17 protein-coding genes are annotated in these 20,785 nt (G+C 42.7%); 16 read left to right on the top strand and 1 reads right to left on the bottom strand.

What is annotated here, in order from left to right; genetic code table 11:
* Positions 1-3: 3 nt before the first annotated feature.
* The 12 genes from JMF81_RS02785 (at position 4) to JMF81_RS02730 (ending at position 13,727) form a co-directional block, all read left to right on the top strand.
* Entirely contained in the window at positions 4-1,734 is a 1,731-nt protein-coding gene (locus JMF81_RS02785; protein ID WP_243282523.1) for a class I mannose-6-phosphate isomerase, read from the top strand.
* Between the two features lie 79 nt (positions 1,735-1,813).
* A complete protein-coding gene (locus tag JMF81_RS02780; protein WP_201309936.1) occupies positions 1,814-3,181 on the top strand; it encodes an MATE family efflux transporter in 1,368 nt (455 codons plus the stop codon).
* A 76-nt stretch (positions 3,182-3,257) separates the two neighbouring features.
* On the top strand, positions 3,258-3,992 hold the full coding sequence (locus JMF81_RS02775) for an NAD-dependent protein deacylase (RefSeq protein WP_201309935.1): 735 nt from the start codon (positions 3,258-3,260) through the stop codon (positions 3,990-3,992).
* Positions 3,989-4,354 carry a NusG domain II-containing protein gene (locus JMF81_RS02770; RefSeq protein ID WP_201309934.1) on the top strand — a complete coding sequence of 122 codons (366 nt, stop codon included), beginning with the start codon at positions 3,989-3,991 and terminating at the stop codon, positions 4,352-4,354. Before JMF81_RS02775 ends, JMF81_RS02770 begins: the two co-directional genes overlap by 4 nt.
* A gap of 9 nt (positions 4,355-4,363) precedes the next feature.
* A complete protein-coding gene (locus JMF81_RS02765; protein ID WP_201309933.1) occupies positions 4,364-4,858 on the top strand; it encodes a Gx transporter family protein in 495 nt (164 codons plus the stop codon).
* Positions 4,859-4,881: 23 nt separating this feature from the next.
* On the top strand, positions 4,882-5,976 hold the full coding sequence (locus tag JMF81_RS02760; protein ID WP_243282522.1) for an FAD:protein FMN transferase: 1,095 nt from the start codon (positions 4,882-4,884) through the stop codon (positions 5,974-5,976).
* Positions 5,977-6,100: 124 nt separating this feature from the next.
* Positions 6,101-6,655 carry a helix-turn-helix domain-containing protein gene (locus tag JMF81_RS02755; protein ID WP_201309932.1) on the top strand — a complete coding sequence of 185 codons (555 nt, stop codon included), beginning with the start codon at positions 6,101-6,103 and terminating at the stop codon, positions 6,653-6,655.
* Between the two features lie 544 nt (positions 6,656-7,199).
* Complete coding sequence (locus tag JMF81_RS02750; protein WP_201309931.1) at positions 7,200-8,087, top strand: LysR family transcriptional regulator; 888 nt, start codon at positions 7,200-7,202, stop codon at positions 8,085-8,087.
* A gap of 83 nt (positions 8,088-8,170) precedes the next feature.
* Entirely contained in the window at positions 8,171-8,884 is a 714-nt protein-coding gene (treR, locus tag JMF81_RS02745; protein WP_201309930.1) for a trehalose operon repressor, read from the top strand.
* A 205-nt stretch (positions 8,885-9,089) separates the two neighbouring features.
* Positions 9,090-11,759, top strand: a complete 2,670-nt coding sequence (locus JMF81_RS02740; RefSeq protein WP_201309929.1) for a glycoside hydrolase family 65 protein — start codon at positions 9,090-9,092, stop codon at positions 11,757-11,759.
* Positions 11,760-11,771: 12 nt separating this feature from the next.
* The gene (gene pgmB, locus JMF81_RS02735) at positions 11,772-12,422 is read left to right on the top strand and encodes a beta-phosphoglucomutase (RefSeq protein ID WP_201309928.1); all 651 of its coding nucleotides are present in this window, start codon (positions 11,772-11,774) and stop codon (positions 12,420-12,422) included.
* Between the two features lie 213 nt (positions 12,423-12,635).
* The gene (locus JMF81_RS02730) at positions 12,636-13,727 is read left to right on the top strand and encodes an aldo/keto reductase (protein ID WP_201309927.1); all 1,092 of its coding nucleotides are present in this window, start codon (positions 12,636-12,638) and stop codon (positions 13,725-13,727) included.
* 104 nt (positions 13,728-13,831) lie between these two features.
* Here JMF81_RS02730 and JMF81_RS02725 read toward each other — a convergent pair whose 3' ends face one another.
* Positions 13,832-14,734: a LysR family transcriptional regulator gene (locus tag JMF81_RS02725; RefSeq protein ID WP_201309926.1), complete on the bottom strand. Its 903-nt coding sequence runs from the start codon at positions 14,732-14,734 to the stop codon at positions 13,832-13,834.
* Between the two features lie 165 nt (positions 14,735-14,899).
* Between JMF81_RS02725 and JMF81_RS02720 the strand changes: the two genes are divergently transcribed.
* The 4 genes from JMF81_RS02720 (at position 14,900) to JMF81_RS02705 (ending at position 20,702) form a co-directional block, all read left to right on the top strand.
* Positions 14,900-16,639: an ABC transporter ATP-binding protein gene (locus tag JMF81_RS02720; RefSeq protein ID WP_201309925.1), complete on the top strand. Its 1,740-nt coding sequence runs from the start codon at positions 14,900-14,902 to the stop codon at positions 16,637-16,639.
* On the top strand, positions 16,636-18,501 hold the full coding sequence (locus JMF81_RS02715) for an ABC transporter ATP-binding protein (RefSeq protein WP_201309924.1): 1,866 nt from the start codon (positions 16,636-16,638) through the stop codon (positions 18,499-18,501). The genes JMF81_RS02720 and JMF81_RS02715 overlap by 4 nt, the downstream gene beginning before the upstream one ends.
* A 115-nt stretch (positions 18,502-18,616) precedes the next feature.
* On the top strand, positions 18,617-19,102 hold the full coding sequence (locus tag JMF81_RS02710) for a flavodoxin (protein ID WP_201309923.1): 486 nt from the start codon (positions 18,617-18,619) through the stop codon (positions 19,100-19,102).
* A gap of 196 nt (positions 19,103-19,298) precedes the next feature.
* Entirely contained in the window at positions 19,299-20,702 is a 1,404-nt protein-coding gene (locus JMF81_RS02705) for a uracil-xanthine permease family protein (protein WP_201309922.1), read from the top strand.
* Positions 20,703-20,785 lie beyond the last annotated feature (83 nt).

The raw sequence follows: 20,785 nt of genomic DNA, 5'->3' as shown, positions 1-20,785 counted from the left end.
ACAATGGCAAAATATGATTTATATCCTGAAATTAAAGTAAATCAGTACAGCGGAGCCTGGAGAGGATATCCGCGGATCGTGGAAGAAATCAAAAAAAATATCCGGAAAGAGAAAACAATCATTGCAGTTGAGAGTTATATTGGTGTACATAATGAAGAAATCAAAACGAATCTGGTGGACGCACTGCAGCCGGAACTGGAAATTTTCGCGGATGATCTGGCGTTTGACGGAGATGTGATCACGGAAATGGTCAAGCGGAATCTGACCGATGACAGGGTATTCGGTGTAATGTCACATCAGACACTGGATAAGTTTTACGATAAGGGATCATTGTATCAGGCAGGGATGCAGATAGAACAGGCAAAAGGTCTGGTGGTTATTTACGGAACAGGTGCCTCTCTGATTGCAGAGGCTGATATCCTGATTTACGCAGATCTTGCCAGATGGGAATGTCAGTGCAGATACCGGGCAGGGGGAACTAACTGGAAAGTATCCAATGAGGAAGAAGATCCATTAAAGAAAAATAAAAGAGGATATTTTTTTGAGTGGAGAATCTGTGACCGCTTAAAAGACAATCTGTATCCGAAGATTGATTTTCTGCTGGATACCAATGTGCCGGATGATCCAAAGATGATTTCAGGAGACGATTACCGTTATGGGCTGTCTCAGGCAGTGGAACAGCCGTTTCGGCTGGTTCCGTATTTTGACGCCAGCGTATGGGGCGGCCAGTGGATGAAGGAAAAATTTCAACTGGATCCGGACGCAGACAATTTCGGATGGGCGTTTGACGGTGTGCCGGAAGAAAACAGTCTTTATTTAAGATATGGAGATGTAAGGGTGGAAGTACCTGCTCTGAACCTTGTGCATCAATTTCCAAATGAACTGCTGGGTCCAAGAGTCCACAGCCGTTTTGGAAAGGAATTCCCGATCCGGTTTGATTTTCTGGATACAATGGAAGGAGGCAATCTGAGTCTTCAGGTTCATCCGCTGACTGAATATATTCAGGACAAATTTGGAATGCACTACACGCAGGATGAAAGCTATTATATTTTAGATGCAGGCGAGGACGCAGCGGTATATCTCGGGGTAAAAGATAACATAAAACTGAATGATATGGTCGAAGATCTTAAAAAAGCTCAGGAAAAAAGTGAATATCAGTTCCCGGATGAGAAATATGTAAACCGTTTTCCGGCGAAAAAACATGACCATTTTCTGATTCCGGCCGGAACAGTTCACTGCGGCGGTTCTAATGTTGTGGTTCTGGAAATCAGCGCGACTCCGTATATTTTTACATTCAAATTATGGGACTGGGGACGGATCGGTCTCGACGGAAGACCGCGGCCGGTACACATTGAGCACGGAAAAGAAAATATCCTGCTGGAGAGAAGTACCGAATGGGTAAAAGAGAATCTGATCAACCAGATTCAGGATATATCTGAAAATAGTGTTCATAAAGAGGAACGTACCGGACTTCATGAACTGGAATTTATTGAAACCAGGCGTCACTGGCTGAAAGAAACCATTGAGCTGGAGACAAAAGGAAGCGTGAATGTTCTGAATCTGATCGAAGGGGATGCCGCATTGGTGGAAAGCACAGACGGAAGTTTCGAGCCTTATGAGGTGCATTATGGAGAGACATTTATGATTCCGGCAAAATTAGGAAAATACAAGATAACACCTTTGGAAAATGAAACTGAAACATTCCTCGGTATTATCCAGGCATATGTAAGATAAAATCTGTCTTCCTCTTGCGGGCTTTGTTTTTCAGTGCCATAATATATCTTAAAGAACTTATGATAAAGGAATGAGAAACATGGCAAAAGCTGATAATGATTTTACAAAGGGAAGTATTCCGAGAAATATCCTGAGCATGGCGCTGCCCATGACCCTGGCGCAGATCATCAATCTTCTGTACAATATTGTGGACCGTATCTATATAGGCAGGATTCCGGTCGAAGGGACGCTGGCGCTGACCGGACTGGGACTGACATTTCCAATCATTACGATATTAAGCGCATTTGCGAATTTATTTGGCATGGGCGGAGCGCCTCTCTGCTCCATTGCAAGAGGAAGAAAAGATAACAAACGGGCAGGCGAGATCATGAGATGCTCCTATACCCTGCTGGTGATCACGGCAGTCATTTTAACGGTGGTATGTCTGATTTTCATGAAACCGCTGCTGTACGCATTTGGAGCCAGCGATGCAATTTATCCATATGCCAGAGATTATCTGAGGATTTATCTGCTGGGAACGATCTTTGTGATGATCAGTCTGGGAATGAATAACTTTATTAATTCTCAGGGATTTGGAAAAATGGGAATGATGACAATTCTGTGTGGAGCCGTGGCTAATATTATTCTGGATCCGGTTTTCATTTTTGGGTTTGGCATGGGGGTTCAGGGTGCGGCCATTGCAACTGTGATTTCCCAGGGATTGTCAGCAGTCTTTGCTCTGAAATTTTTAAATAGTTCTAAGGCAATTTTAAAATTGAATCCAATAAAATTTTATTTTAATAAAAAACTGGCAGGGGAGATTACCGCCATGGGAATATCAGGTTTTACACTGGCGGCGACCAATGGAGCCGTTCAGATTGTATGCAATGCTCAGCTGCAGCAGTTTGGAGGAGATCTTTATATCGGAGTCATGACGATCCTGAATTCCGTGAGAGACATTCTTACCATGCCGGTTACGGGAATTACCAATGGCGCACAGCCGGTGCTTGGATATAATTATGGAGCAGGAGAATTTGACAGGGTAAAAAAGAGCATAAAGTTTATGACATTTTTCTGTCTGGCCTATACGGCGCTGGCATGGCTTTGCGTAATTCTGTTTCCAGAGGTATTTATCCATATCTTTAACGGAAGTGCGGATTTGATGGATGCGGGGATCCCGGCACTGCATATTTATTTCTTCGGTTTTATCTTTATGACGCTGCAGTTTGCGGGACAGTCTACATTTGTAGCATTGGGAAAGGCGAAACAGGCGACATTTTTCTCTATTTTCCGCAAGATCATTATTGTGGTTCCGCTGGCTGTAATTCTGCCGTATATAGGAAATCTTGGTGTAGACGGAGTCTTTTTGTCTGAACCGATTTCTAATTTTGTGGGCGGTGTGGCAAGTTTTACGACAATGATGCTGACGGTCTGGAGAAAACTGGAACCGAAGCAAAGAAAAAAATAAGAAAAAGTTTGGAAAGGGCTTCTTTACGAAGAAGCCCTTTTCCTGTAATATAAGAATAAGAATGGAGGATGAAAAGATGGATCAGGAAAAAGTCTTAAAATTACAGGAAATGATAGATGACAGCCACAGGATCGTCTTTTTTGGCGGAGCCGGGGTGTCTACGGAAAGCAATATTCCGGATTTCAGGAGTACGGATGGTTTGTATAACCAGACGTATAAGTATCCGCCGGAGGTTATGGTAAGCCACACCTTCTATATACAGCATACAGAGGAATTTTATGAGTTTTATAAAAATAAGATGCTGTTTCTGGACGCAAAGCCTAATAAGGCTCATAAGAAGCTGGCGGAACTTGAGAAAGCAGGAAAACTGACTGCTGTTGTGACACAGAATATTGACGGACTGCATCAGAAAGCGGGAAGTCATAAAGTATACGAACTCCACGGAAGTGTCCACAGAAATTATTGTGTCAAATGTCATAAATTTTTTGACGCAGAATATGTGGCAGCAGCTGACGGAGTGCCGCATTGCGACGCCTGTGGAGGGGTGATCAAGCCGGATGTAGTCTTATATGAGGAAAGTCTGGACGGCAATGTCATGCAGGGAGCGATCAATGCGATTGCAGGTGCCGATATGCTGATTATCGGAGGAACTTCTCTGGTAGTCTATCCGGCAGCGGGAATGATTGATTATTTCCGCGGGAAATATCTGGTCGTTCTGAACCGGGATGCCACATCAAGAGATAAACAGGCAGATCTCTGCATTACAGATCCGATTGGCGAAGTCCTGGGACAGATAAAGGTAAACAAATGAAGAAAAAAGATTTCATACTGATTGGAATTGTTTTTTTGATCGCACTGGCAGGATTTGGGTTCATACGCTGGACTCAGCATGACGGAACTCAGGTTATTGTAACGGTAGATGGGGAAGAAGTGTACCGCACAGATCTCTCAAAAGATCAGACTTATGAGATTCCGGTGGAAGAAGGAACGAATGTCATGAAAATCCAGAATGGAGAAGTGACGATGAGTAAAGCGGACTGCCCGGATCAGATCTGCAGAAATCATGCGGCCATCAGTCAGACAGGAGAGACGATCGTCTGCCTGCCTCACAAGGCAGTTATAGAGATTACTTCAGAGACAGGAACCACAGAATTGGATGGGATTACACAATAGGAGGAAGACATGGATGCAAAAAGAATAGCGGCAGACGGACTCTTTCTGGCTCTTGCACTGGTTGTTTCCTATATTGAAGTGCTGATTCCCATTCCGGTGGGAATCCCGGGTGTCAAAATCGGCCTGGCCAATGCTGTGATTATGGTGCTTTTGTTTTTCACTACATGGCAGAGAACCCTTTTGATTTCTGTTGTCAGAATTCTTCTGGCGGGATTTCTATTTGGGAATCCGATGACCATCGTGTACAGCCTGGCAGGAGGCATCCTGAGTCTGTTTGTTATGGTGATTTTAAGAAAAATCAGGGGATTTTCTGTCGTTGGAATCAGCGTGGGAGGCGGCGTTGCTCATAATATCGGGCAGCTTTCCGTGGCAGTGCTGCTGATGGAAAATGCAAGGATTTATTATTATGTGCCGGTTCTTTTGATCACAGGAACCATTGCGGGAATTGCCATTGGGGTACTGACAGGAATTTTGATCAGAAAACTTCCAAAGAATTTATTTTAAACGAAAATCACAGGAGAAAGCTTATGCTTATGCGAGGACAGATAAAAAAAGGACTTTTTATGTTTGCCGCACTATCATGGCTGATAATAACAGGCTGTGAACGGCAGCCGGAATCCTACAGTCATACGGATTTTGCCATGGGAACGGTTACCAATATCACATTGTATGGTACAGGTGATCTGGAGGAAAAGGAAAAAAATATCATTAAAGAAGTAAAGAAGCTGGAGGATACCATATCCTGGAGAATTGAAGACTCACAGCTATCAAAGATCAATCGGGAACTGAAAGAAAACAATGGGAAAGCCAAAGCATCCGGGAATATGAAAAACTGGATTTCCCAGGCGCTGCAGATCAGCAGAGACTCTTACTGCGATGGAAGAAATACGGTGGACCCGACCATCGGAGCTTTGACTCAGCTGTGGGATTTCGAGTCAGATGATCCGAAAGTACCATCAGCATCCAGTATACAGAATGCGCTTCAGGGAAATCTGGCGGTCAACAGTTCTCAGACAACCATAGATGAGGAAGGAACGATCACCGCAAAAAATCCGAATACGGTGTTTGATTTCGGAGCTTATGGAAAAGGAATCGGAACAGATGTGATAAAAGAGACGCTGGAGAAAGACGATGATATTTCCGGAGCTATGATTGCTTTGGGCGGAAGTATTTATGTCTATGGAGAAAAACCGGATGGAGAAAACTGGAATGTGGGAATTCAGACTCCGTCAAAGGGAAGCGGAGAAGTTCTGGGAAGCATCAGTACGAAAGGTGATACATTTATCAGTACATCAGGTGATTACGAGAAGTATTTTGTGGATGAGACAACCGGAAAGACTTATTTTCATATTCTGGATCCGAAGACCGGATATTCCGTAGAGACAGATATCACATCCTGCACGATCATATGTGATTCCGGAATCAACAGCGATGGATTATCCACTGCATGTTTTGCCATGGGACCGGAGAAGAGTCAGGAGCTGTTGAAGAAATATAATGCTTCCGCAATTTTTGTAGATAAGAAAAATCATGTTTATGTAAGCGGCGATGTTGATTTTTCTTTATCTGATAAGAATTATAAAGAAGTTTCTCTGGAAGAATTTTTAAAAGCAAATCAGTAAAAATGGAAAAATGCAACTGTCGGTTGACAAATTTCCAGGGGTGCTTGGTAGTTGTCAACCGGCTTTTTTGTTACGATGAGGCCAGATAAAAGAAATGTTCAAGAGAAAATAGGAGGGCACAGATATGAATCTTTCAGAAAAAATCATGAAACATCGAAAAAAGAAAGGCTGGTCTCAGGAAGAACTGGCAGAGCAGCTTAATATTTCCCGGCAGTCTGTTTCCAAATGGGAGAGCGGCGCATCCGTTCCGGATCTCGATAAAATCCTCCGGTTAAGTGAAATTTTTAAAGTCAGCACAGATTATCTGCTGAAGGATGAAACAGAAGAAGAGGAGAAGAAAGAGGAGCCGGAACCGCGAGGAGGGAAAACAAAGCCGGCAGAGAAGGAGCGGGAAATATCCGGAGAGGAGGCAGCGGATTATATAAAAATAACTGTCCAGGCAGCCTGGAAAATCGCGGCAGGTGCTGCAGTGTGTATTCTGTCTCCGGTTTTTCTGATTCTGTTTGCCGGGATGGCAGAAAACCATGCAATTTCTGTGGCAGAAGATACCGCAGGGGGGAATCGGAACCGCAGTGCTTCTTTTTATGATCACTGGCGCTGTGGTTATTTTCATCATGGAAGGAATGAAGCTGGGGAAATACGAGTATATCGAAAAAGAATTGATTGTTATGAAGGATGAAACCAAAGACATGGTACGAAGAGAAGAAGAACGGTTTTATCCGGTTTATAAAAATTCCATTGCAATGGGAGTCGCAGTCTGTATTATAAGTATTGTTCCGATGATCATTGCGGGTGCATTGACCAAGGAGGAGATCATTTATATCTGGTGTGCAGCATTTTTCTTAATGCTGATTGCTGCCGGTGTTTTTTTCATGGTGCGGTCCGGTATTGTATACGGAGGATATCAGAAACTCTTATGTGAGGGAGATTATACCAGTGAAAAGAGAAGGGAAAATAAAAGAAATGAAAATCTGAATACAGCCTACTGGTCTCTGATTACTGTAATCTATCTGGGAATTAGCTTTTATACGGGGGAATGGGGAAGAACCTGGATGATCTGGCCTTGTGCCGGTATATTGTTTGGTGCTGTCTGTGCCGTGCGAGCGATGATTTCAGGAAAGAAATAGGCATAGCAGAGACATTTTGTTATCTGAAAAGCATATTTATGATATACTGAAAGGGACGAAACCGATAAAACGGACAATACTGGCAGGAGGAACAGCATGGAAATTCGGGTGTTAAGATACTTTTTGACGATTGTAGAGGAGAAAAGTATCAATAAAGCAGCAGGAGTTCTTCATATTACACAGCCGACGCTGAGCCGGCAGATCGCCCAGCTGGAAGATGAAGTAGGGGTTAAGCTGCTTCAGTGGGGAGGCAGAGGCATTACGCTTACGGAAGAAGGAATCCTGCTTCGAAGAAGGGCGGAAGAAATTCTGCAGCTGGTGGACAAGACCGAACAGGAGCTTCAGGAACAGGATGAATTAATTGAGGGGACCATTACCATCGGATGCGGAGAGACAGCGGCAGTTGAGACATTGATTGATACGCTGCGGGAATTTCATGAGAAACATCCGATGGTAAAGTTTGACATTTTTACGGCAAATGCTGATTTGGTAGCGGAACAGATGGATCAGGGACTGGTGGACATTGGTCTTTTGATGGAGCCGGTCGATGTAAAGCAATATGAATTTATCCGTCTGGGAATCCAGGAAAAATGGGTGGCTGTCATGCGGCCGGATGATCCTCTGGCAGAAAAGGAAGTGGTGACAGCAGAGGATCTGACAGGGAAGAAGCTGATTCTTCCCAGAAGAATGAATCTAAGAAACGAAGCAGTAAGCTGGTTAGGAGACTCATTTAAGGACTCTTCTGTTTACTGTACCTGTAATTTGAGTACCAACAGCTCCATTATGGTGGAGAAAGGGATGGGATATTCTCTGGTCGTGGAAGGATCTCTTCCGTTTCTGGATCATACAAGGATTACGTACCGTCCGCTGTCACCGGAGATTTCATTTACCAGTGTTCTTGCGTGGAAGCGGCAGCAGCCCTTCAGTCCGGCGGCTTCAAAGCTGATTGAGCATTTTAAGCACAATTCAGGCAGCAGGCAATAAAATATTTTCTTCGTTATCCCGAAGCGGATATTTTATGGAAAGTTTAGTTAACAAGATGTACAGTCAATATAAGGAGAGACAACATGCGCACAAGTAAATATCAGTCTATTTTTCAGCATATCAGAGATAAGATTTTGAATGGAGATATACCAGCGAATACATACCTGCCAAGCGAGAGTGAATTGCAGCAGCAGTTTAACGCATCAAGGGATACGATTCGAAAAGCGCTGGATCTTCTTCTGCAGAATGGATACATTCAAAAAGAGAAAGGAAAGGGATCTCTTGTTTTAGATACAGATAAGATCAGTTTTCCGATTTCCGGTGTTATGAGTTTTAAGGAACTCAAAGAGACCATGCACGAAGATGTCATAACACATGTACATAAGTTTGTGAAATATCCTGTGACCCCGAGGATGAAGAAAGAATTGGGCATGGATGAGGGAGATGTCTATGAGGTTGTAAGAATCCGGGAGATTGATGGGAAAAAAGTCATCATTGATACGGATTATCTGAATGCCCAGGTAATCCCAGGGCTGACGAAAGAACATGCAGCGAACTCACTTTATGAATATATTGAGGGAACATTAGGGCTGAAAGTCAGCTTTGCCAAAAAAGAGATCGTTGTGGTTCCGGCCAGCGAAGAAGAAAAGGAACTGCTGGATATGTACGAGTATGATCTGCTGGTATGTGTAAAATCTTATACTTACCTCGAAGATGCCACTCTGTTTCAGTACACAGAATCAAAACACAGGCCGGATAAATTCAGGTTTGTGGATTTTGCCAGAAGAACCGTCTAGAGCCAGATAGAATAAAGTTAATTTTAAGATCAGATGTGTGAAAATACATCTGATTTTTTTGTGGTCTTTTATAAAATAAGCGGATAAAGAATCGGCCTCCAAATTTTCCATAAAAATATATAATTTTCTATTGACATCATGTACGTACAGGCGTATAGTAAAGACAAAAGGAACATATACGTACAAGTCAGAAAGGAGAGCAAGAGTGAAACATTTAAATTTGCTTTGGGATGATCAGAAAATTGTCATAACTGATCAGCAGACAACAAAAGAGATTCCGAACGGATCTCAGTCCCCATGTTTGGATGTGGTAAAGCAGATTACAGACTGTCTGCCGCAGTTTCAGGATTACGAAGGCATTGTCGTAAATAATCTGAATCAGCCTGTCTTTGAGGAAGAGGGAAAAACATACGATGTTGCCCAGTTATTATCCGAATCATCCCATCAGGTGTGTGTGTTGGCCGGTGAGAATGATGACGCTGAAGCTTTGTTAAAGAGCGCCAGAGAAGATTTCGTATGGAAGATGAAATATGTAGGATATCATCCTGGAAAAGATGAATATTCCGTGGAATCTTTATTGACTGTAGGAAATGGATACTTTGGTCTGAGAGGAACTCTTCCGGAAATGAAAATTTCCGATGGACATTACCCGGCAACATATTTTGCTGGTTTATACAATCAGGCAAAATCAAAAGTAGGGGATGCAGAGATTTTCAATGAAGATTTTGTAAATGCTCCAAATGGACAGTATATCAGCGTAAAAGTCGATGGAGAGCTGGTGGATGTATCATCTCAGAAAGTGGTATCTTTAACGAGAACGCTGAATCTGAAAAATGGTTTGTTTGAGTCTCATATGGTAATTGAGCTTCAGAATGGCAGACAGCTTCAGATTGATACTTCCAAGATCGCAAATATGGAGAATACAAGAGAGTACGCAATCCGGTACAGTGTAACTCCATTGAATTTCTCCGGCGAAATGGAAATCATTTCAGAAATTGATGGTTCTGTATATAACTATAATGTAGAACGTTACAGAAGTCTGGAACAGCATCATCTGGATGTACTGAAAACAGAAGCAGAACAGAACAAAGCGCTGCTTGTTGCAAGAACCAGACAGTCACAGTTTACGATTATTGAAAAATCTGAACTTATGGGAGATGCCGTAAAAGCCGCAGAGATCGAAAATGAGATTCAGGGCGAAAAAGTAATCCAGACAATGAAAGTTCAGGTACAGGAAAATCAGGCAGCAGTGATTGAAAAATATGTTCATATGGAATGTCTGACCAATGAGCAGCTGGATAAAGTGGAAGAACATGTACAGGCAGAGGTACAGCCGAAGAGTTTTGAGGCCATGATGGATGAGACAGCAAAAGCCTGGAAAGAATTATGGGAGAAGACAGACATTACCATTGAAGGTGATCTGATGTCCCAGAAACTGATCCATTTACACACATTCCATTTACTTGTCTCCGCGTCACCGAATGGCAATAAGGGGCTGGATGCTTCCATTACAGCGAGAGGACTGCATGGAGAGGCATACCGCGGCCATATTTTCTGGGATGAGATTTTTATTCTTCCATTTTATATCATGCATTTCCCAGGGACAGCAAAACAGATTTTAATGTATCGTTATAAACGTCTGGGTGCGGCAAAAGAAGCTGCGAAGGAAGCAGGATACGAGGGTGCGATGTTCCCATGGCAGTCCGGACTGGATGGAACAGAACAGTCTCAGGAGATCCACTTAAATCCGATGACTGGAAACTGGGATAAGGATTACAGCCGTCTGCAGAGACATGTTTCTCTGGCAGTAGCCTATAATATCTGGTTATACTGGAACAACACACATGACAAAGAATATATGGAACAGTACGGTGCGGAAATCCTGATGGAAATTGCACGCTTCTGGGAAAGCGCTGCAGCTTATGATGAAGAGAGCGGAAGATACAGCATTGACAAAGTGATGGGGCCGGATGAGTTCCATGAAACATATCCGGGAACCGAAGAAGGCGGATTAAAGAATAACGCATACACAAATATGATGGTAGTATGGTTATTTGAATTCATCGATCAGTTAAAGACGATCATTTCTGAGGATGCGTTAACGTCCATTATGGAAAAAACAGAGACAAAGCAGGACGATATTGCATTAATGGATGATATCAAAACGAAACTGGCTCTGGACATTGACGAGGACGGAATCATCGGCCAGTATGAAGGATACTTCCAGTTAAAAGAAGTAGACTGGGATTACTATCGTGAAAAATACGGCAACATTTATCGAATGGACCGAATCCTGCGTGCAGAGGGATTATCTGCAGATGACTACAAAGTTGCAAAACAGGCTGACACATTAATGATTTTCTACAATTTCTCCAAGGAAAAAGTAGATGACATTTTATCTGACTTGAAGTACGAATTACCGAAAAATTATCTTACAAAGAACCTGCAGTATTATTTAGACAGAACATCACATGGTTCTACATTATCAAGAGTTGTTCATTCACAGTTAGCGGCTATGGTAGGAAATGACGACCTGGCATGGCAGTTATATCAGGAAGCTTTGTATTCTGATTATCAGGATATTCAGGGTGGAACAACAGCAGAAGGTATCCACGCCGGTGTAATGGCAGCAACCATTTATATCACTTTGACGACATTTGCCGGAATTGATATTAGAGAATCCAAACTGCATGTCAATCCGCATCTGCCAGAACAGTGGACGCAGATCAAATTTAATATTGATCTTGACCAGATCCATTACACATTTGATATGACTCAGGATACATGCTGTGTAACAGCAGACAGGGATACAGAGATCATTTACAAAGATCAGGTTGTAACATTAACAGCAAACCAGCCACAGGAATTGAGATAAGAAGGAGAAAAGATGAAAAAAGGATTTGCATTTGATTTAGATGGTGTTATTACAGATACTGCAAAGTTTCATTATGTCGCATGGAAAGAACTTGCTGATTCTATCGGCATTACCATTGACTTACAGTTTAATGAGCAGTTAAAAGGAATCAGCCGTATGGATTCACTGGAAAGAATTCTGGCTTATGGCGGAAAAGAAAATGATTACACAGCAGAGCAGAAAGAAGAAATGGCGGCAGATAAGAACGCAAATTATGTAAAACTGCTGGATGATCTCTCACCAGCTGACCTGCTGCCAGGTGTCAAAGCATTTCTTGACGCTGCAAAGGAAATGAATGTGCCATGTTCCTTAGCGTCAGCATCTAAGAATGCTCCGTTTATCTTAAAGAAATTAGGCGTGTATGATTATTTTGACGCAATTGTAGATCCGGCAACTCTGAAAAAAGGAAAACCGGATCCGGAAATTTTCGTAAGAGCCGCAGAGCTGATCCATATCGATCCTTCTGAGGCGGTCGGTTTCGAAGACGCACAGGCTGGTATTGAAGGAATCAAAGGTGCCGGAATGTATGCAGTCGGAGTCGAAGGAAATGAGCCGCTGACAGAGGCGGACATGACAATCAAGAGTTTTGAGGAACTGAATGTCAGTGATTTGTTAAATTTATAATAAGGTTTTAGAGATGAAAGCCGTTGTATCTTCTGATCAGGAAGGTATGGCGGCTTTTCTGCAAACAGGATTCTTGTTGTCAGGAGAGAAAATCCGAATATTCAATGCCTTTTAAGCATAGGACGGCAGGACAGATTAAGCATTAGATGAAAAGAACAAAGCGTTCTATAATATAATTACAAGACTGGGATTGAATAAGAACAGGAGGATATTATGGAATATAGAAAACTTCCACATGGCGGGGAAGCCATCAGCGTAATCGGTCTGGGCACCAGTTCGATTCAGGCGTCCAGTGAAAAAGAAATTCAGGAAACAGTAGAGACAGCAGCAGAACAGGGAATCAATTATTTTGATATGGCGTCTGCAGAGTCCAAGCCATTTGCGGCATATGGAAGAGCATTATCCGGACGAAGAGATCAGGTATATTTCCAGATTCATTTCGGAGCGGATTATCATACAGGAACCTATGGCTGGACGACTGATCTGGATACTGTGAAGAAATCGATCGACTGGCAGCTTCAGATGCTGCAGACAGATTATATTGATTTTGGATTTATCCACTGCATTGATGAAGAAAGTGATCTGAGAACAGTGGAACATGCCGGGATTCTTTCCTATATAGAAGAACTGAAGCGTCAGGGAATCGTGCGGCATATCGGTTTATCATCCCATACGCCGGCACTGGCTCAAAAGGTGCTGGATATGGGAATTTTGGACATGATGATGTTTAGTATTAATCCGGCATATGATTACCGAAAAGGAGAGTATGGCATTGGTAATGTTGAAGAGCGGATGGCATTATACCGCCGCTGTGAAAAAGAAGGAATCGGAATTTCTGTAATGAAGGCTTTTGGGGCAGGACAGCTGCTGAATGAAAAAACATCACCGTTTGGAAAGGCATTAACAGAATATCAGTGTATCCAATATGCGCTGGATAAGCCGGGAGTTGTGACGGTTCTTCCGGGAATCAGAGGGAAAGAGGATCTGAAGCGGATTCTGAAATTTTTTGAGGCAGGGCCTGAGGAAAAAGATTATTCTGTTATCGGAACGTTTACTCCACAGGATGCAGAAGGAATCTGTGTTTACTGTAATCATTGCCAGCCTTGTCCAAAAGGGCTGGATGTCGCTTTGATTAATAAATATTATGATCTTGCCAGGGCAGGAGATCTTCTGGCTGCAGATCATTACCGGAATCTGAAGCAAAAGGCAGGAGACTGTATCCAGTGCGGTCACTGTAACAGCAGATGTCCGTTTCATGTAGACCAGATGGCCAGGATGAAAGAAATAGAACAGTACTTTAAGTAAGACAGGATAAAAGAGATGAAATGCCGCCGTATTTTTCTATGAAAGAAAGATACAGCGGCATTTTAATGGTACCAGTGAAAATTAATTGGAATGCTGTCTGGGACTTAGGAACGGGTCTCAAATATAATAGAAGAAACTCGTTTCATAAACCAGCGGATGAAATCATGTTTCTCGTTTTTCTGACAGACAATGCCATAATTCACCGGCAGTTCTTCTTCAGGATTCATCGGAAGAACGAGAAAATCTTCCAGATGGTCCGGAAGATAAAAATCCGGAAGGATCGCGGCTCCGTATCCGCATCGCGCGAGGAAAGATGCTTCATGGATATTTTCACAAACAATGTTAAAATATGCCTGAGAATACAGGGCAAGTTTTTCCTGAAGCTGATTTCCATTTTGAAATGGGATCAGTTTTGGATGCAGTGTGATCAGAGTTTCCTCTTTCAAATCATCAAAAGTCAGAGATTTTTTATTCTTCAGCGGAGAATCTTTCGGAAGAAGAACAAAAGTGCGGGAATGGCGCAGTTTATGAAAAAAGCAGTCGGAAATCCCGCTGATCATTTCACTTGTAGCAAACATCAGATCAATTTGGTGGCTCTGCAGCAGGTTTTTCAGGGTATAGTAATTTTGAATCGTCAGACGAGGGTAGACATGAGGATACTGCTTGCGCATTTCTTTTAAAACCGGCAGAAAAAAAGAAGTTTCTTCATAGCTGGTACATCCAATCTGAAAAAAAGAAATATCTTTCTGAGCGATCTTTTGGATTTTCTTTTCTGCAATATCAATTCGGGATAAAATATCCTTGGCATCGGTATAAAACTGCTGTCCCGCTTCTGTCAGTTTTACCATTTTGGAAGTGCGGATAAACAAAAGGGTATTTAACTCATTTTCCAGATTTTTAATGTGATGTGTTACGGTAGGAGCAGACAGATACAGTTCTTCTGCAGCCTTAGTAAAATTCAAATGGTCCGCAGCGCAGACAAAGCATAATAACTGCTGTGTATTCATGATTATCCTCCTTTCTTTTAGTGTATGTTAAATAAAGAAAAAATTCAATACTGCATTAGATGATTGCTAATGATATTAAGTTTTTTCAAATTCAGTTTCAGAGAAAAGAATGATAGAATGGCAGACAGAGGTTCAAAAAAAGAACCAGGAGAAAGGAGAAAAGAAATGATTCAAAAACTGGCCCGGTCTATCCGGGAATATAAGAAAGCATCCATTTTGACTCCTGTATGTGTTGTGATAGAAGTCCTGATGGAAATTTTGATCCCAATGGTTATGGCAGTCATGATCGATCAGGGAATTACGGGACAGGACCCGGACACACTGCTTCGCTTAGGAGGCATCCTGATTGTATGTGTGGCTGTTGGAATGGTGTTTGGAGTATTGTCAGGAGGCTTCTGTGCGGAAGCATCGGCAGGATTTGCGAAGAATCTCAGAAAAGACATGTATTATAAAATCCAGGAGTATTCTTTTGCGAATATTGATAAATTTTCAACCTCAAGCATTGTAACCCGTCTGACAACAGATGTCACAAACGTACAGATGGCTTATATGATGATCATAAGAGTGGCAGTTCGCGCCCCGATCATGATGGCATTTTCCATTGCTGCATCCATTATGATCAATGGCAGCCTGACGGCTACATTTTTGATCGCAGTGCCAATCCTTGGAATCGGTCTGTATCTGGTTGTCTCAAAATCTCATCCATATTTTGAAAAGGTGTTCCGCATCTATGACGATTTGAACGGAGTGGTTCAGGAAAATCTTTCAGCCATTCGTGTAGTGAAATCTTTTGTCCGGGAGAAATTTGAAATCAGCAAATTTGGAAAAGTATCGGAAAAGATCTATAAAACATTCAGCACAGCAGAAGGTATTGTCGCTTTTAACATGCCTTTGATGCAGTTTGCGGTTTATACCTGTCTGCTGTTATTATGCTGGTTTGGGGCAAGACTGATTGTTTTGAGCCATGGAACAACGATGACAACGGGAGAACTGTCAAGTCTGATCGCCTATGCGATGAACATCCTGAACTGTCTGATGATGTTGTCCATGGTGCTGGTAATGATTAATATGGCAAGGGCGTCAGCAGAAAGAATCGTAGAAATTCTGGATGAGGAAAGTTCTCTGAAAAATAAAGAAAATCCGTTGTACGAAGTAAAAGATGGAGAGATTCGGTTTGAAAATGCAGCGTTCAGCTATCAGGATGATGAGGAGAAAGAATCTATCCGCCATATCTCACTGACCATCCCGTCCGGCTCAACGCTGGGGATTATTGGCGGAACGGGAAGTGGGAAAAGTTCCCTTGTGCAGCTGATTCCAAGACTATATGATGCAACGGAGGGAACGGTAAAGATTGGCGGAAAAGATGTAAAAGACTATGATTTGTTTACTCTTCGAAATGAAGTCGCCATGGTGCTTCAGAAAAATCAGCTGTTTTCCGGTACGATCAATGAAAATCTCCGCTGGGGAAATAAAGACGCAACAGAGGAGCAGATCCGGCATGCCTGCAGACTGGCTCAGGCGGATTCTTTCGTAGAAAGTTTTCCGGATCAGTATGAAACTTACATTGAACAGGGAGGAACCAATGTATCTGGAGGACAGAAGCAGAGGCTGTGTATTGCCCGCGCACTTTTGAAAAAGCCTAAGATTCTGATTCTGGATGATTCTACCAGTGCAGTAGATACGAAAACGGATGCAATGATTCGAAAAGCATTCCGGGAAGAAATTCCAAACACAACGAAGATTATCATTGCACAGAGGATTTCTTCTGTGGAAGACGCAGATCAGATTATTGTTATGGATCAGGGAGAAATCAACGGGGCAGGAACTCACGAAGAACTGCTGAAAAATAATGCAATCTACAGAGAAATCTATGATTCTCAGACGAAAGGAGAAGATGCGGCATGAAGAAAGGGACCGATATATTAAAAGTATGCAGACGGCTGATGTCTTATATTATCGGAAAACATAAGCTGATGTTTGCTGCAGTAGTCATTTGCATTCTCGTAAGTGCCGGAGTTGTTGTTGTCAGTTCTCTGTATCTTCAGATGCTGATTGATGATTATATTACACCGATGATGACACAGAGTCATCCGGTATTTGACGGACTGCTGCGGTCAATCCTGACAATGATGATCATTTATATTATGGGAGTGCTGGCCACATTCATTTATAATCGTCTTATGGTAAAAATATCTCAGGGAACATTAAAAATGATTCGTGATGATATGTTTTCTCACATGCAGACGCTGCCAATCCGGTATTTTGACACTCATACCCATGGAGATATTATGAGTCATTATACCAACGATACAGATACTTTGAGACAGTTTATTTCCCAGGCTCTGCCGCAGTTTATTTCTGCTGTGGTTACGATCGTTGTAATTCTGGGATCTATGCTGGCAAGCAGTGTTCCGCTGACCATACTTGTACTGGTGGTGACTGTGATTATGGCTCTGGTAACCAGAAAGATTGGGGGAGCCAGTGCGAAATATTTTATGAAGCAGCAGGAAACTCTGGGGGATGTAACCGGATATGTTGAAGAGATGATCAACGGACAAAAAGTTATCAAAGTATTTTGTCATGAAGAGGAAGCAAAGAAACAGTTTGACAAAGAAAATGATCAGCTGTGCGGGGATGCGACCATGGCAAATAAGTTTGGAAATATTCTGATGCCTGCTATCATGCAGATTGGAAATCTTCAGTATGTGTTAATCGCACTGATCGGCGGTATGCTGGCAATGAATGGGATAGGAAATATCAGTGTCGGAATGATCGTGGCATTCTTAACATTGTCAAAAACTTTTTGTATGCCGGTGTCCCAGATTGCCCAGCAGATCAGTATGATGGCTATGGCGCTGGCAGGTGCGGAGAGAATTTTCCAGCTGATTGATGAAGAATCAGAGACGGACAATGGATATGTTACCCTTGTCCGGGTTCATAACCGAAATGGAAAATATGAGGAAACAGACGATATCACCGGAATCTGGGCGTGGAAACATCCGCATCATGATGGAACACTGACCTATCAGCCTCTGACTGGTGAAATCGAGTTCCTTGGAGCAGATTTTGGCTATACCAAGGAAAAACTGGTGCTTCATGATATTGTCCTGAACGCAACGGCAGGAGAAAAAGTTGCCTTTGTTGGCGCCACCGGAGCGGGAAAGACGACGATCACGAATCTGATCAATCGTTTTTATGATCTGGCAGATGGAAAAATCCGCTATGACGGCATAAACATCAATAAAATAAAGAAGCCGGATCTGAGGCATTCCCTTGGAATTGTCCTGCAGGATGTCAATTTATTTACAGGAACGGTCATGGAAAATATCCGGTATGGAAAACTGGATGCTTCAGACAATGAATGCATTGCAGCGGCCAAATTGTCCAATGCCCATGAGTTTATCAGCCGTCTTCCGGATGGATATGAGACAATGCTGACTCAGAATGGTTCCGGTCTGTCCCAGGGGCAGCGTCAGCTGATTTCCATTGCCCGGGCAGCGGTGGCAGATCCTCCGGTTATGATCCTGGATGAGGCAACCTCATCGATCGATACCCGTACGGAGGCGCTGGTTCAGGCAGGAATGGACAATCTGATGCAGGGAAGGACGGTATTTGTCATTGCCCACAGGCTTTCAACTGTCAGAAACTCAGATTCTATCATTGTTCTGGACCATGGAAGAATCATGGAACGGGGGAATCATGATGAATTGATTCGGAAAAAAGGTATGTATTACAGTTTATATACAGGTGCATTTGAATTGGAGTAGGAGACCAGGATGTGAAATATAATTTCACATCCTGATTTTTGTGCTTGACTTAAAGTCCACTTTAAAGTTTATCATAGAGATAAGAACAAGATACAGAGTCAGAAGGAGGAACATTATGAGTAAGAAAAGTCTTGTAGCATATTTTTCTGCCAGCGGTGTTACAGCCCGGGCGGCGAAGACTCTGGCAGAAGCGGCAGGAGCGGATCTTTATGAGATTAAACCTAAAATGCCGTATACAAAAGCAGATTTAAACTGGATGGACAAAAATGCAAGGAGCAGCATTGAGATGAAAGATCCTTCTTCCCGGCCGGAACTTGCGGATGAGAATGCAGATATTGCGTCTTATGATGTAATATTTTTAGGATTTCCGATCTGGTGGTATGTTGCCCCGACGATCATTAACACATTTCTCGAAGCATATGATTTTTCAGGAAAAACGATTATTCTGTTTGCTACATCCGGCGGCAGCGGGTTAGGAAAGACTGTAGAAAAATTGAAACCATCTGTGTCTGATACCACTGTCATAAAGGAAGGAAAGCTTTTAAATGGACAAGTAACAAAGGAAAATCTGGAAAACTGGCTGAAAACATTCAATCTTTAAAAATAGTATGAAACCGGATGATGCAAAGGATGTGTCATTCGGTTTTTTGCTGCACAAAAACGGCGTTCTCCTGACATAAAAATATTTCATAAGAATCACACTGCGGCGGACTTTACGAAAAAGACGAATATCGGTATAATTTAGACAAAGGCTCAGAGAGTTTCAAAAGGAAAGATAGAAAAGAGAGGTCAAAAAAATGAATCCTGACAAAGAAGAGAGAACTGCTGCGGTCAGTGAAGAGAATATTTATAAACTCAACGGCAGAGTTCCTTTGCGCAAGGCAATTCCATTTGGGCTTCAGCATGTGCTGGCTATGTTTGTATCCAACCTGGCACCGGTTTTAATTGTATGCAGTGCGGCTCTTGTAAGGGGTTCCGGAGATCATCTGACATCCGCCGAAATCACTCAGCTGCTGCAGTGCGCCATGTTTGCTGCTGGAATTGGCACCTGTATGCAGCTGTATCCAGTCTGGAAAATCGGATCGAAACTTCCGATCGTCATGGGGGTAAGTTTTACATTTCTGGGAAGCCTGCTGATCATATGTACAAATCCGGAACTGGGATATGAAGGAATGATCGGAGCGGTCATAGCAGGAGGTATTTTTGAAGGACTGGTAGGATTAAGCGCAAAATATTGGAAACGGTTTTTGACGCCGGTTGTATCGGCCTGCGTGGTCATTGCCATTGGCTTATCTTTATTGTCCGTAGGAATGGATTCCTGGGGCGGCGGCAGCGGAGTTGAGGACTTCGGAGCCTGGTATCATCTTGTGGTTGGCGTATTTACTTTGATTGTCTGTTTAGTATCACGGTATCTGTTAAAAGGAGTCTATAAGAATCTGAATATTCTGGTGGGATTGATTTTTGGTTATATTTTATCCATTCTTTTCACGGCAGCCGGCATTGCGCCAATGATTGATTTTTCTGGAATTTCTCAGACCATAGAAGAAGTCGGATTTTTCAGTCTGCCCAAACTGGTCTTTTTTACGAGTCATAAGCCGGTCTTTGATCTGGGAGCTTTCTTTACAATTGCCATTGTGTTTCTGGTTTCTGCAGCGGAAACTACAGGTGCCACAACCGCAGTATGCACAGGAGCACTGGGAAGAGATATCAAGATGGAAGAACTGCAGGGTTCTCTGGCAGTTGATGGATTTTCCAGCGCGATTTCCGGGTGTTTTGGATGTCCTCCGCTGACATCCTTCAGTCAGAATGTAGGCCTGGTTACGATGACAAAGGTTATTAACCGGTTTACTATTTTTATAGGAGCGCTGATTCTGATTCTTGCGTCTCTTTTCCCGCCGCTGGGAGCGTTTTTTAATTCTCTGCCGCAGGCGGTGCTTGGAGGCTGTACGGTTATGATGTTTGGTTCCATTATGTATGAAGGCATTAAGATGCTCAAAGACTGTGTGTTTGATGACAGGACAATGATCATCGTATCTCTTTCATTTTGCATCGGAGTGGGGCTGACACAGACATCCGGCAATTTCTTTTCCGCGTTTCCTCAGGCAGTCGGTGATATTTTCAATGGAAATGCGGTAGCCGGAGTTTTTGTGATCTCGCTGTTATTAAGTCTGTTTCTGCCGAAAGAGAAGAAAACAAAATAAAAAAGAAAAGAGAATCCTCGCGGGGGGATTCTTTTTTTGTTTCATAGAGATCTTCTCTCATTCGATCAAAAAACTTCTTGTTT

Origin of the sequence: Anaerostipes butyraticus (assembly GCF_016586355.1) — a bacterium.
GTDB lineage: Bacteria > Bacillota > Clostridia > Lachnospirales > Lachnospiraceae > Anaerostipes > Anaerostipes butyraticus.
Note: the sequence above shows the minus strand (reverse complement) of the source record. Positions and strands in the feature narration are given on the sequence as shown.